This is a genomic window from Plantactinospora sp. WMMC1484 (assembly GCF_049315195.1).
Lineage (GTDB): Bacteria > Actinomycetota > Actinomycetes > Mycobacteriales > Micromonosporaceae > Plantactinospora.
Genome location: NZ_CP186055.1, coordinates 183,569 through 196,078 on the forward strand (window position 1 = coordinate 183,569; position 12,510 = coordinate 196,078).

Sequence of the window (12,510 nt, forward strand, 5' to 3'; positions counted from 1 at the left end):
GCCTCTGACATGACTACCCGAATCGAACGACACCACTACGACGTCGTCGTCATCGGTGCCGGTGGCGCCGGCCTCCGGGCGGCGATCGAGGCCCGGCTCGCCGGCAAACGGACCGCGATCATCTCGAAGTCGCTCTTCGGCAAGGCGCACACCGTGATGGCCGAGGGCGGTGCCGCCGCCGCGATGGGGAACGTGAACCCCCGGGACAACTGGCAGGTGCACTTCCGGGACACCATGCGGGGCGGCAAGTTCCTCAACAACTTCCGGATGGCCGAGCTGCACGCCAAGGAGTCGCCGCAGCGGATCTGGGAGCTGGAGACGTACGGTGCGCTCTTCGACCGCACCAGGGACGGCAAGATCTCGCAGCGCAACTTCGGCGGCCACGAGTACCCGCGCCTCGCGCACGTCGGCGACCGGACCGGGCTGGAACTGATCCGCACCCTGCAACAGAAGATCGTCTCGTTGCAGCAGGAGGACAAGAAGGCGCACGGCGACTACGACGCCCGGATCAAGGTCTTCGCCGAGACCACCATCACCGAGCTGCTGCTCGACGGCGACCGGGTCGCCGGTGCCTTCGGCTACTACCGGGAGTCCGGCGAGTTCGTCCTCTTCGAGGCCCCGGCGGTGGTGCTGGCGACCGGCGGGGTCGGCCGTTCCTACAAGGTGACCTCGAACTCCTGGGAGTACACCGGGGACGGGCACGCGCTCGCGCTGCGGGCCGGCGCCACGCTGATCAACATGGAGTTCCTCCAGTTCCACCCGACCGGCATGGTCTGGCCGCCCTCGGTGAAGGGCATCCTGGTCACCGAGTCGGTCCGGGGCGACGGCGGGGTGCTGAAGAACTCCGAGGGCAAGCGGTTCATGTTCGACTACGTCCCCGACGTCTTCCGCAAGCAGTACGCGGAGACCGAGGAGGAGGCGGACCGCTGGTACACCGACCCGGACAACAACCGGCGCCCGCCGGAGCTGCTGCCCCGGGACGAGGTCGCCCGCGCGATCAACGCCGAGGTGAAGGCCGGTCGCGGTACGCCGGCCGGCGGCGTCTACCTGGACATCGCCAGCCGACTGCCGGCGGAGGAGATCCGTCGCCGGCTTCCCTCGATGTACCACCAGTTCAAGGAGCTGGCCGACGTCGACATCACCGCCGAGCCGATGGAGGTCGGCCCGACCTGCCACTACGTGATGGGTGGCGTCGAGGTCGACCCGGACAGCGGTGCGGCGGCCGGGCACGTGCAGGGGCTCTTCGCCGCCGGTGAGGTCTCCGGCGGTATGCACGGCTCCAACCGGCTCGGCGGCAACTCCCTGTCGGACCTGCTGGTCTTCGGCAAGCGGGCCGGCGAGCACGCCTCGGCGTACGCGGCGGCGCTGCCCGCCCGTCCCAAGGTGGCGGCGGCGGACGTGGAGGCCGCGGTGGACCGGGCGCTGGCCCCGCTGGAGCGCGAGGGCGGGGAAAACCCGTACACGTTGCAGCAGGACCTCCAGGCGGTGATGGGCGACCTGGTCGGCATCATCCGGCGCAAGGGTGAGCTGGAGGAGTCGCTCGTCAAGCTCGCCGACCTGCGCGACCGGGTGACCCGGGTGGCGGTGGCCGGCGGCCGTCGCTACAACCCCGGCTGGCACCTGGCGCTCGACCTGCGCAACATGCTGGTGGTCTCGGAGTGCACCGCGCGGGCCGCGCTGGAGCGCGAGGAGTCCCGGGGCGGCCACACCCGGGAGGACTTCCCGACGATGGCGCCGCAGTGGCGCACGGTCAACCTGGTCTGCTCGCTCGACGGCGACAAGGTGCGGCTGGAGCAGAAGCCGCTGCCGAAGATCCGGGCCGAGCTGATCCAGCTCTTCGACCGCGCCGAGCTGGCCAAGTACCTGACCGACGAGGAGCTGGCGGACTTCGACGCCCTCACCGCAGAGGCGCACGCTGAGGAGGCGGCCAAGTAATGGCGACACAGGACGCGCCGGGCACCACGGGCGCCACGACCGGCAAGGCCGGCACGACCCGGCACTTCAGGGTCTGGCGGGGCGACGAGTCCGGCGGTGAGCTGACCGACTACCAGGTGCAGGTGAACGAGGGTGAGGTGGTCCTCGACGTCATCCACCGGTTGCAGGCGACCGAGGCGCCGGACCTGGCCTGCCGGTGGAACTGCAAGGCCGGCAAGTGCGGCTCCTGCTCGATGGAGATCAACGGCATGCCCCGGCTGGGCTGCATGACCCGGATGTCCACGTTCGAGGAGAACGAGACGATCACGGTCACGCCGCTGCGTACCTTCCCGATCATCCGGGACCTGGTCACGGACGTCTCCTACAACTACGCCAAGGCGCGGGAGACGCCGGCCTTCGCCCCGCCGGAGGAGCTGGCGCCGGGCGAGTACCGGATGCAGCAGCTCGACGTCGGGCGGTCGCAGGAGTTCCGGAAGTGCATCGAGTGCTTCCTGTGCCAGAACACCTGCCACGTGGTGCGGGACCACGAGGAGAACAAGCCGGCCTTCTCCGGGCCGCGCTACTTCATCCGCGCCGCCGAGCTGGACATGCATCCGCTGGACACGAAGACCGACCGCAAGGAGTACGCCCAGGCGTCGCAGGGGCTCGGCTACTGCAACATCACCAAGTGCTGCACCGAGGTCTGCCCGGAGCACATCAAGATCACCGACAACGCGATCATCCCAATGAAGGAACGCGTGGTCGACCGGCGGTACGATCCAGTTGTGTGGCTGGGTAGCAAGATCTTCCGTCGTGGGCAGCAGCAGGACGGGGCCGCAGCGGCCCAGCCCCCGCGCGACCCCGATGAGCTGGGCAGGGTGCACTCGACCGCGGGCGGATCGCACGAGCCGGAGGCCGAGGCCGGCGCGGAGCACGGCGTGCACTGGGGCCGCCAGGTCCCGCACCCCACGGCGCCACCGGTGGATTCCCGGGGCCGGCTGCCGATCAGCGAGTTCACCTTCGACCGGGCGGCCGCACCGTCGCCGTTCGGCGAGGACGTGACGTTCCCGCTGCCGGCCGAGGGCCTCAACTACAGCCACCCGAAGCAGCCTCAGAACGACGACTGAGCCGTCCGTGTCGTGTTGCGGGTCGGGGTTGCCGGACGGCGATCCCGACCCGCACGTGCGGCTGCCGGCCTTTGCCCTCTCCTCGGCAGCAGGACGGTCAAGACGGCCGCCGCACGGTCAGCACGGGACGCAGCGCGGCCACGATCGGCTCGTCGGCCGGCAGCCACGGCACGCTGTCCAGCTCCTCCGGGCTCAGCCAGCGGAGCTCGGCATGTTCCAGCGGCTGTGGCTCGCCGGCGACGAGCCGGGCGAGATAGACCCGCAGCACCGAGCTGCCATGCCCCATCGGGACGTCCCGGCCGATCCGCTCGCCGATCTCGACGCGTACGCCCAGCTCCTCGGCGCACTCCCGGACCAGTGCCGCCACCTCCGACTCGCCGGATTCGACCTTGCCGCCCGGAAACTCCCACCGGCCGGCGGCCTCCGGAGGGTGAGATCGCGCACAGGCCAACACCCTTCCGGCGGCGACGATGGCGGCACCCACCACGACCTTCGGCGCCCGGCCACGGGGCCCGGAAAACCCCCCAGTCGCCCCATCACGGTCGTTACCGTTCGCCCTATCGGTCCGCACGAGGGTCCAGCGTGCCAGATCAATCGGGTTTTCGGGTAGCTGAGCCGGCCCCACCGGCCAATAGAAGACGGAAGGGTGGACGTGGACACACCCGCCGGCCGGAGACAGACTAGGGAGCACCGACCAAGACACGGGATGGCGACGATTTGGCCACAAGCCGGCAACGACGCCTGGGAGGTTTGGCGATGCGCGCTCTGTGGGGTGGCCGGATGGACCGCGACTACCTGAGCGACGCACTCACCCTACTGGGCGACTGGACCCGCGAGGGTCAGCAGATCAAGAGAACCCTCATCCTCGACGACACGCAGCACGCGGCGCTCACCGAGCGGATAAAGATCATCGCGGACGCGTTGCACCTCCGCCCCGAGATCCGCCGGCTGGACGGCTATACCCAGATCAGGATTGGCCCCCGTGACGACAGCGCGATCACGGAGGGCGAGGTAACCCTCGCCGCCCGTATCGAGGATGTCTACCGCGCCGTTACCGCCGCTCCGAACTGAGCTTCGCCGGACCGAGACCGGCCGCCGGCGGTGCTGCTGGACCGGGCTCCGCTGGCGGAGCCCTTCTACCCTCGGATCATGGCCAACGTCACCTATGACCGTCGCGAGCAGCTCAAGCAGATCGAGAGCGGCCTCCTCGACGGAGAGCAGGTCATCGCCGTCTACGACGCCATCGGCGCCGGCACCGGATTCATCGGCCTGACCGACCGGCGTGTGATCATCCAGGACAAGTCCTTCATCGGCAAGAAGTTCGCGATCACCAGCATCCCGTACTCGAAAATCACCAGCGTGAGCGTGGTCAGCAACAAGTCCTGGGGCGGCTCGTTCTTCTCCACCGGGGCCATCGCGATCAACGTCGGCACCCACACCTACGAGGTCGAGTTCCGGGGCGACCAGAAGAGCCACCACGTGCACAACGTGATCCTGCACTACATCTCGTGACCGCCGGTCGGGCACCGAACCGTCAGTCGCGTGCCCCGTCGTACGCCTGACGCGCCGTGAGGACGTCGTCGAGCCGGCCCTCGACCCAGCGGGCCAGCCCCGACACCTGCTCGGCGACCTCCCGGCCGAGCGGCGTCAGCGAGTAGTCCACCCGGGGCGGGATCACCGGCCTGGCTGCGCGGTGCACGAAGCCGTCGCGCTCCAGGGTCTGCAGGGTCTGCGCGAGCATCTTCTCGCTCACCCCTCCGACGTGCCGACGCAGCTCACTGAAACGGTAGGAGCGGTGCAGGAGTGCGGAGAGCACCAGCACACCCCAGCGGCTCGTGACGTGTTCGAGCACGCCCCGGGAGGGACAGTCCGCGCGGTTGACGTCGGGCAGGGGTGCGCCCGCACCCGCTCCGGTCGAGATCCGGGATCCGGACGCTGCACTGACACTCACACCAGTACCTTACCCAGAAGTGCGTACTCCCCGCCAGATAGGTACTGGAGATAAAGTTAGCTACGAGCCCAGGAGCTGGGCATATGCCATGACGGCAACCGTGTCACCAACGGAGGAAGCACTCGATGAGCATCGTCATCACCGGGGCCACCGGCCAGCTCGGCCGCTTGATCATCGCGGACCTGCTCGGTGCCGGCGTACCGGCGGGCGGGATCACGGCGGTCGCGCGCAGCAAGGAGAAGGCCGCCGACCTGGTGGCCCAGGGCATCGGGCTGCACGTCGCCGACTACGACGAGCCGGAGAGCTTCGCCGGGGCGTTCCGACCCGAGGACCGGGTACTGCTGATCTCCGCCACCGACGCCGGCCGGCGCGTGCCGCAGCACGCCGCGGTGATCGACGCGGCCCGGGACGCCGGCGTCGCCCAGCTGGGCTACGTCAGCGTCTTCGGCGGGCCGGCGGCCGACTTCCGGCTCGCCGACGACCACCGGGAGACCGAGCGGTTGATCGTCGCCTCGGGCCTGCCCCACACGTTCCTGCGCAACAACTGGTATTCGGAGATGTACGCCGTCAACGAGATCCCGGGCATCCTGGCGCAGGGAGCCATCGTCACCAACGTCGCCCCGGGGAGCCGGATCGCCACCGCCACCCGTGCCGACTATGCGGCGGCGGCCGCCGCCGTGCTGCGCGAGGACGGGCACCTCGGCCGGGCGTACGAGCTGAGCGGCGACACGGCGTGGACGTTCGAGGAGTTCGCCGAGGAGGTGTCCCGGCAGAGCGGCCGCACGATCGTGCACAGGTCGATCGACCCGGCCGAACGGGCGGCGATGCTGATCGGCTTCGGCGTGCCGGCGCCCTTTGCCGAGGTGCTGGTCGACGTGGACGACGCGATCAGCCGCGGCCGGCTCGCCGGCACGCCCGGCGACCTGTCCCGGCTCGCCGGCCGCCCGACGACCCCGATCGCGGACACGATCGCCGAAGGGCTGGCCGCCGCCCAGACCGCCTGAGCCGCATCGGCCGGCCCCGGAGAGCGTGCCGCGAGACGCGCGCTCTCCGCGGCCGGTGACGGCGACTAGCTGAGATCGGCGCAGACGTCCTGGGCGATCCGGTAGGCGCCGGAGATCGTGCGGAAGTTGTCGGCGCTGATGTCGAGGCGCCAGGCGACGCCGTCGACGACGTAGAGGCCGCCGGGCAGGTTGCTGCGGCCCTCACGGATGCCGAGCAGGAGCGGGCCGTGGAGCCGATAGGTCAGCGCCCCGTCGTCGTGGTGGGTGATCAGACTGCTCGAGCTCGCGTCGCCCTCGACGGTCGCCCCGGTGGAGACGTTGGTCAGCCGGTAGACCAGCGGCCCGACGGCGGCCTCGGTCCGGGCCGTACCGTCCGGTGTGGTGGTGAGGGTCCGGTAGTACACCTTGTCCACAATGGGCTCGCCGTGCACACCGAAATCACAGGTCAGTCCGGCCGGGTAGTCGAACGGCGGGCTGGGCACGTGCACCCAGCCGGAACCGCCCGGCCTGGCGGCCCGTGCGGGTGCGCCGAGCGTGAGGGCGATCAGGACGCCCGCCACGACGGCACCGAACAGTCGGCGCATTGGTTACCTCCTCGTCGAGTACCTGACGCAGGAACGCGATGTGCCTCGACGGAGGTTGCCCGGAACCGGATCTTCGGCCGCTGGAGGCCCCGCCTACCGGCCTACAGCCCGATGGCCCGGATCCGCTGCCCGCACAGCTTGACCATGTCGTCGACATCGGAGGTGTGGAGCGGAATCAGACGTTGAACCTGAACTCGACCACGTCGCCGTCCTGCATGACGTAGTCCTTGCCCTCGATCCGGACCCGGCCGGCGGCCTTGGCCGCCGCCATCGAGCCGGCGGCGACCAGGTCGTCGTAGGAGACGACCTCCGCCTTGATGAAGCCGCGCTGGAAGTCCGAGTGGATCACACCGGCGGCCTCCGGCGCGGTCGCCCCGACCGGGATGGTCCAGGCCCGCGCCTCCTTCGGCCCGGCCGTCAGGTACGTCTGCAGCCCCAGCGTGCGGAAGCCCACCCGGATGAGCTGGTCGAGGCCGGGCTCGGACTGCCCGATCGACTCCAGCAGCTCCCGGGCCTCGTCCGGGGGCAGGTCGGTCAGCTCCGACTCGACCTTCGCGTCCATGAAGATCGCCTCGGCCGGCGCGACAAGCTGGCGCAGCTCGTCCAGCAGATCCGCATTGCCCAGCTCCGCCTCGTCGACGTTGAAGACGTACAGGAAGGGCTTGGTGGTCAGCAGGTGCAGCTCGCGCAGCTCGGCCACCTCGATCCCGGCGTTCGCCGCGCCCGTGTAGAGGGTGACCCCGGTGTCGAGCAGCTCGGCCGCCTTCTTCGCGGCGGTGACGGCGGCGGCCCGGTCCTTGCGGACCTTCGCCTCCTTCTCCAGCCGGGGCAGGGCCTTCTCGATGGTCTGGAGGTCGGCCAGGATCAGTTCGGTGTTGATCGTCTCGATGTCGTCGCCGGGCGAGACCTTGCCGTCGACGTGCACGACGTTCGGGTCGGAGAAGACCCGCACGACCTGACAGATCGCGGCGGCGTCCCGGATGTTGGCCAGGAACGCGTTACCCCGACCCTGCCCCTTCGACGCGCCCCGGACCAATCCGGCGATGTCGACGAAGGAGACCGGCGCAGGGATGATCTTCTGCGAGCCGTGGATCTGGGCGAGCCTGCCCAGCCGTTCGTCCGGCAGGCCGACCACCCCGACGTTCGGCTCGATGGTGGCGAACGGGTAGTTCGCGGCCAGCACGTCGTTCTTGGTGAGCGCGTTGAACAGGGTGCTCTTGCCGACGTTGGGCAGGCCGACGATGCCGATGGTCAGTGAAGTCATGCGAACGCGACTGCCTCTCTCGTAGCCTCCCGCGATCCGGTGTACCCCACCGGCCCGGCCCGGGGTGAAGTCTACGGACGCACCCCGACCGCCGCCGCGACGGGCGAGACCCGTACAGCCAGGTCCGATTTCCGCGAGTCAACGGGGCCGCCACGCGGCACCATCGAGGGCATGGAGCTGGACTTCGAACGGTGCTACCGGGCGGTCGACAGCCGGGACCAGCGCTTTGACGGCTGGTTCTACACCGGCGTCACCACCACCGGCATCTACTGCCGGCCGTCCTGTCCGGCGACGACCCCCAAGCGGGAGAACGTCCGGTTCTTTCCCTCCTCCGCCGCCGCACAGCGGGCCGGGCTTCGCGCCTGCCGGCGCTGCCGGCCCGACGCCGCACCCGGATCGCCCGCCTGGAACGTCCGGGCCGACGTCGTCGGCCGGGCGATGCGGCTGATCGGGGACGGGGTGGTCGACCGGGAGGGTGTGCCGGGACTCGCCGGCCGGCTCGGCTACACCGAGCGGCACCTCAACCGGATGCTCGTCGCCGAGGTGGGCGCCGGGCCGCTCGCGCTGGCCCGGGCCCAGCGCGCGCAGACCGCCCGGATCCTGATCGAGACCACCGACCTCGGCCTGGCCGAGATCGCGTTCGCCGCCGGCTTCGGCAGCGTGCGGCAGTTCAACGACACGATCCGCGAGGTGTACGCGGTGGCACCGTCCCAACTGCGCGAGACCGCCGGCCGCTCGACCGGCACCCGACCCCGCCGCTCGGGCAGCCGGCCGGCCGGACCGGTGGACCCCGCCGCCCCGCCGCCCGGCCCCGCCGGCACCGGCACGGCGGAAACCAACGGCAGCGCCGGGACGAACAACATGCAGAGGACGAACAGCACAGCGGGGACGATTGCGCTGCGGCTCGCCTACCGGGCGCCGTTGCACGCCGAGGCGCTGCTCGACTTCCTCGCCCTGCGGGCGGTCCCGGGCGTCGAGCGGGTCGAGGCCGGGTCGTACCGCCGTGGCCTGCGGCTGCCGCACGGACCGGCCGAGATCACCATGACGCCGGTGCCCGGATACGTTGCCGCCACTCTCCGGCTGGCGGACCTGCGCGACCTGGCCCCGGCGGTCGCCCGCTGCCGCCGGCTCTTCGACCTGGACGCCGACCCCGAGGCGGTCGACGCGGTGCTGGGCGCCGATCCGGCGTTCGCCGACGCGGTGGCGAAGGAGCCGGGGATCCGGGTGCCGCGTGCGGTGGACGGCTTCGAGATGGCTGTCCGGGCCGTCGTCGGCCAGCAGGTCTCGGTCGCCGGCGCCCGCACCGTGCTGGCCCGACTCGTCGCCGCCGCCGGTCCGGCGACCGCCGCACGGGCGCATGCGGACGGCTCCTCCTCCCCCGGCGAGGCCGAGTCGTCCCTCGGCGGGGTCGAGCAGGGGCGCGGCACCCGGCCGTTCCCCTCCGCCGAGGAGGTGCTGGCGCTGCCGGACACGGCGTTCGGCATGCCGGCCGCCCGGCGTACCACGATCCGGGCCCTGGCCGAGGCGGTCGCCGCCGGTGGTCTCGATCTCGACCCCGGCGCGGACCGGGCGGAGCTGGTCGAGCGGCTCACCCGGCTGCCCGGGATCGGAGCCTGGACCGCCGGCTACGTCGCGATCCGGGCGCTCGGCGACCCCGACGTCTTCCTCCCCACCGACCTCGGCGTACGCCGCGGCGCGGCAACCCTCGGCCTGCCGGACGACCCGGCCGGTCTCGACGCGTACGCCGGCCGCTGGCAGCCCTGGCGGTCGTATGCGGTGACCAGACTATGGAGAGCGTGAGCTGAACGATGGAGAACGCAGTGAACGAGATGTTGAGCAGCCGGATCGAGACACCGACCGGCCCGCTGACCGTGCTCGCCGACCCGGACGGGATGGTGTACGCGGCCGGCTTCACCACGGAGAGCGCCGAGCTGCTCGCCCTGGTGCACCCCCGGTTACGCGGCCCGGTGCGGGACCGGACCGATCTCGGCCCGATCACCTCGGCCGTCCACTCCTATTTGGACGGCGACCTTGCCGCGATCGACGCGGTGCCGGTCCGGCAACACACCGACGGCGCGTTCCTCGCGCACGCCTGGGAGACGTTGCGGCAGGTGAAGCCGGGAGAGCCGATCACCTACACCGAGTTCGCCGAGCTTTCCGGCCGGCCCCGGGCGGTCCGGGCAGCCGCGATGGCCTGTGCGCAGAACGCGGCGGCACTCTTCGTACCCTGCCACCGGGTGCTGCGCACGGACGGCGGCCTCGGCGGCTACCGGTGGGGGCTGCCGGTGAAGACCTGGCTGATCGCGCACGAACGCCGGTCGGACCCCGGCCGGGACGAGGCGCGCGCCGCCGCCCGTTAGGCCGGCGCCCGCCGGGACGGCGCCGCGCCGATACGCGCCGTGGGTGCCCGCGCCGGCGCGCGCCACGACCGGGTGTGCCCGCGCGCCCGGTCACGGGTTACGCGTGACGTGGCGCGGGTGACACGGCGAAATATACTGACGTCCACCGATCAGGCGCCGCGCCGGTCCCCGAGACAGCAGAGTCCCGGCACGGACCGATCGGTCGGTCCATCTCGCCGGGAGCCACCATGACCCTGCTGCTCACCCTGGTAGCGATCGTTCCCGCCGGCCTCGTCGTCTGGGCCCGGCACCGGGCCCGGGAAGCACTGCACGGATGGCTGCCGCAGGTCCGGCGACGGCAGTGGCGACCGGCATCCACCGGAGATCCCCTCGCCGATCTCGGCCCGTACGAGATGGCCTATCTGATGGGCGGTTCCGGGCATGCCGTCGACACGGCGCTCGTCGCACTGCACCGCAGACGGTCGGTACGGATCTCCCGGGAGGGGGTGGTCAGCGCCGTCAGCGGCGAGCCACGCCCGTCCAAGCCGCTGGAACAGGCCATAGTGGACCGCCTCGCGACCGGATCGCAGCCGGCGCGGTCCGCGTCAGACCTGCGGTCGGCGCTCCGGCACACGCCCGAGGTGCTCGACATCCACCGGCGGTTGGAACGCCTCGGCATGCTGACCCCGGAGGACGCCGTCGCGCCGACCAGCAGGCGGCTCGCCGCGCTGCTCACCGCGTCGATCGCCGCCATCGTCCTCCCGTGGCTGCTGGCGGTGGTCTCCTTTCCGGTCGACGCGTGGCCCGCCCTCGGCGCGGCCCTGCTCGGTACGGTCGTCGGCGGGCTCGGCATCAACACCTACCTGGATGGCCGGCTGGCGCTTGAGGAGATCGGTGATCGCGGCGGCTGGCGTGGCGAGAAGTTTCCGTCCCACCGCGTCGCCCCGGCGCTCCGGGACGCCCTGCTGCGGAGGTCCGACGAGATCCGCCGTGGTCCGCAGCGGCGCCGCGCCCTCGTGCCGGTCGCGCTCGCCGTGGCGCTCGGCGGGCTGGTCACGCTCGGCGATTCCACCATCGAGAACGCGCTCCGCCCACCCGCGCCCGAGGGCAGTGGCACCGGCGCCGGGTGCGGCGGGTGCGGTGGCGGCTGCGGCTGCGGCGGCTGAACCCGGGCAGGCTGGCGTGCGGGCGGGAGCAGGGAGGTCGACGAGGATGTTGGGCATCGGGATCGGCTGGCGACCCGAGATCGACCTCACCGTGGAGCGACTGCCGGGGGTCGACTTCGTCGAGGTGATCGCCGAGCGGTTGCACCCGCCCCGGCTGCCGGAATCGCTCCGGCTGCTGCACGCCCGGGGCGTACCCGTCGTGCCGCACGGCGTGGGCCTCGGCCTCGGCGGCGCGGAGCCACCCGGGCGGGACCGGCTCGCCCACCTGGCCGCCTGTGCCGAGATGCTGGGATCGCCGCTGGTCAGCGAGCATGTCGCGGTGGTCCGGGCGGCCGGGGTCGAGGCAGAACACCTGCTGCCGGTGCCCCGCACCCGGGACTGCCTGGAGGTGCTGGTGGCGAACGTCCGGCTCGCCCAGGCGGCGCTGCCGGTACCGCTGGCGTTGGAGAACGTGGCGGCGCTGTTCGGGTGGCCCGACGACGAACTCACCGAAGGCGAGTTCCTGGCCGAGTTGGTCGGCCGGACCGGCGTACGGCTGCTCGTCGACGTGGCCAACCTGCACACCAACCGGCACAACCAGGCGGCCGATCCGCTCAGGACCCTGGCCGCGCTCCCGGCGGACGCCCTGGCGTACGTGCACGTGGCGGGCGGATACTCGCGGGACGGCATCTGGCACGACACGCACACCCGGGCGCCGTCGGAGGAGATCTACCGGCTGCTCGCCGAGCTGTGCGCGCTGGCCCGGCCACCCGGGGTGCTGCTGGAGTGGGACGGGGACTATCCCCGCGACCAGGTACTCGCCGACACCCTCGCCCGGATCCGGCGGGTGGTCGAGGACGGCTCTGCCGCGCACCCGCGCACCCTTGCCCCCGCCCCGGCCCCCGCCCCGGCCCCGGGGCCAGCGGGCGGACTGGACGCGGCCCGCACCCGGCTCGGCGATCGGTACGCCGGACTGCTCCGCGCGCTGGTACTGGCCGCACCGGCGCCGCCCGGCTTCGACACCGCGCGCCTCGGGGTGCAGGCCGAGCGGCTGGCGGCACGCCGCCGTCACCACCACCAGGACCGACGCCACGACCACGACCACTGACCAAGCGACCACGACCACTGATCAGGCGATTACGGGTGCTGACCAGGCGATTACGGGTGCTGATCAGCGGGTCA

11 protein-coding genes and 3 pseudogenes are annotated in these 12,510 nt (G+C 71.7%); 10 read left to right on the forward strand and 4 right to left on the reverse strand.

What is annotated here, in order from left to right:
• Positions 1-9 precede the first annotated feature (9 nt).
• The 3 genes and pseudogenes from ACN28C_RS00835 to ACN28C_RS00845 form a co-directional block, all read left to right on the forward strand.
• Positions 10-1,935: a fumarate reductase/succinate dehydrogenase flavoprotein subunit gene (locus ACN28C_RS00835; protein ID WP_422771712.1), complete on the forward strand. Its 1,926-nt coding sequence runs from the start codon at positions 10-12 to the stop codon at positions 1,933-1,935.
• A pseudogene (locus ACN28C_RS00840) lies at positions 1,935-2,735 on the forward strand (succinate dehydrogenase/fumarate reductase iron-sulfur subunit); the annotation flags it as partial. The gene ACN28C_RS00835 and the pseudogene ACN28C_RS00840, both read left to right, overlap by 1 nt.
• Before the next feature lie 54 nt (positions 2,736-2,789).
• Positions 2,790-3,041, forward strand: a pseudogene (locus ACN28C_RS00845) (succinate dehydrogenase/fumarate reductase iron-sulfur subunit); the annotation flags it as partial.
• Between the two features lie 97 nt (positions 3,042-3,138).
• Here the strand turns inward: ACN28C_RS00845 and ACN28C_RS00850 are convergent.
• Complete coding sequence (locus ACN28C_RS00850; protein WP_422771713.1) at positions 3,139-3,528, reverse strand: (deoxy)nucleoside triphosphate pyrophosphohydrolase; 390 nt, start codon at positions 3,526-3,528, stop codon at positions 3,139-3,141.
• 269 nt (positions 3,529-3,797) lie between these two features.
• On the opposite strand from ACN28C_RS00850, the gene ACN28C_RS00855 reads away from it, so the two are divergent.
• Both ACN28C_RS00855 and ACN28C_RS00860 read left to right on the forward strand, forming a co-directional pair.
• Positions 3,798-4,112 (forward strand): 4a-hydroxytetrahydrobiopterin dehydratase, encoded by a 315-nt coding sequence (locus ACN28C_RS00855; protein WP_422771714.1) that lies wholly within the window; start codon positions 3,798-3,800, stop codon positions 4,110-4,112.
• A 78-nt stretch (positions 4,113-4,190) separates the two neighbouring features.
• A complete protein-coding gene (locus ACN28C_RS00860; protein ID WP_422771715.1) occupies positions 4,191-4,553 on the forward strand; it encodes a PH domain-containing protein in 363 nt (120 codons plus the stop codon).
• A 22-nt stretch (positions 4,554-4,575) separates the two neighbouring features.
• Here the strand turns inward: ACN28C_RS00860 and ACN28C_RS00865 are convergent, their stop codons facing one another.
• Positions 4,576-4,962, reverse strand: coding sequence for a winged helix-turn-helix transcriptional regulator (locus ACN28C_RS00865; protein WP_422774919.1), 387 nt, complete (start codon positions 4,960-4,962; stop codon positions 4,576-4,578).
• Positions 4,963-5,117: 155 nt separating this feature from the next.
• On the opposite strand from ACN28C_RS00865, the gene ACN28C_RS00870 reads away from it, so the two are divergent.
• Positions 5,118-5,996, forward strand: a complete 879-nt coding sequence (locus tag ACN28C_RS00870; RefSeq protein WP_422771716.1) for an SDR family oxidoreductase — start codon at positions 5,118-5,120, stop codon at positions 5,994-5,996.
• A gap of 65 nt (positions 5,997-6,061) precedes the next feature.
• Here the strand turns inward: ACN28C_RS00870 and ACN28C_RS00875 are convergent, their stop codons facing one another.
• Together ACN28C_RS00875 and ychF are read right to left on the reverse strand one after the other, a co-directional pair.
• Positions 6,062-6,580 carry a hypothetical protein gene (locus ACN28C_RS00875; RefSeq protein ID WP_422771717.1) on the reverse strand — a complete coding sequence of 173 codons (519 nt, stop codon included), beginning with the start codon at positions 6,578-6,580 and terminating at the stop codon, positions 6,062-6,064.
• Positions 6,581-6,755: 175 nt separating this feature from the next.
• A complete protein-coding gene (gene ychF, locus ACN28C_RS00880) occupies positions 6,756-7,844 on the reverse strand; it encodes a redox-regulated ATPase YchF (protein WP_422771718.1) in 1,089 nt (362 codons plus the stop codon).
• 171 nt (positions 7,845-8,015) lie between these two features.
• Between ychF and ACN28C_RS00885 the strand changes: the two are divergent.
• The 4 genes and pseudogenes from ACN28C_RS00885 to ACN28C_RS00900 form a co-directional block, all read left to right on the forward strand.
• Positions 8,016-9,162, forward strand: a pseudogene (locus ACN28C_RS00885) (bifunctional transcriptional activator/DNA repair enzyme AdaA); the annotation flags it as partial.
• 511 nt (positions 9,163-9,673) lie between these two features.
• A complete protein-coding gene (locus tag ACN28C_RS00890; protein WP_422774920.1) occupies positions 9,674-10,204 on the forward strand; it encodes a methylated-DNA--[protein]-cysteine S-methyltransferase in 531 nt (176 codons plus the stop codon).
• A 227-nt stretch (positions 10,205-10,431) separates the two neighbouring features.
• Positions 10,432-11,349: a TIGR04222 domain-containing membrane protein gene (locus tag ACN28C_RS00895; RefSeq protein ID WP_422771719.1), complete on the forward strand. Its 918-nt coding sequence runs from the start codon at positions 10,432-10,434 to the stop codon at positions 11,347-11,349.
• 46 nt (positions 11,350-11,395) lie between these two features.
• Positions 11,396-12,436, forward strand: a complete 1,041-nt coding sequence (locus tag ACN28C_RS00900; RefSeq protein ID WP_422771720.1) for a DUF692 domain-containing protein — start codon at positions 11,396-11,398, stop codon at positions 12,434-12,436.
• Positions 12,437-12,510: the final 74 nt, after the last annotated feature.

Excerpts from the sequence above, each read along its gene's own strand:
- ACN28C_RS00835 (WP_422771712.1), top strand. The coding sequence starts at position 10 with ATGACTACCCGAATCGAACGACACCACTACGACGTCGTCGTCATCGGT.
- ACN28C_RS00855 (WP_422771714.1), top strand. The coding sequence starts at position 3,798 with ATGCGCGCTCTGTGGGGTGGCCGGATGGACCGCGACTACCTGAGCGAC.
- ACN28C_RS00860 (WP_422771715.1), top strand. The coding sequence starts at position 4,191 with ATGGCCAACGTCACCTATGACCGTCGCGAGCAGCTCAAGCAGATCGAG.
- ACN28C_RS00870 (WP_422771716.1), top strand. The coding sequence starts at position 5,118 with ATGAGCATCGTCATCACCGGGGCCACCGGCCAGCTCGGCCGCTTGATC.
- ACN28C_RS00875 (WP_422771717.1), bottom strand. The coding sequence starts at position 6,580 with ATGCGCCGACTGTTCGGTGCCGTCGTGGCGGGCGTCCTGATCGCCCTC.
- ychF (WP_422771718.1), bottom strand. The coding sequence starts at position 7,844 with ATGACTTCACTGACCATCGGCATCGTCGGCCTGCCCAACGTCGGCAAG.
- ACN28C_RS00890 (WP_422774920.1), top strand. The coding sequence starts at position 9,674 with ATGTTGAGCAGCCGGATCGAGACACCGACCGGCCCGCTGACCGTGCTC.
- ACN28C_RS00895 (WP_422771719.1), top strand. The coding sequence starts at position 10,432 with ATGACCCTGCTGCTCACCCTGGTAGCGATCGTTCCCGCCGGCCTCGTC.
- ACN28C_RS00900 (WP_422771720.1), top strand. The coding sequence starts at position 11,396 with ATGTTGGGCATCGGGATCGGCTGGCGACCCGAGATCGACCTCACCGTG.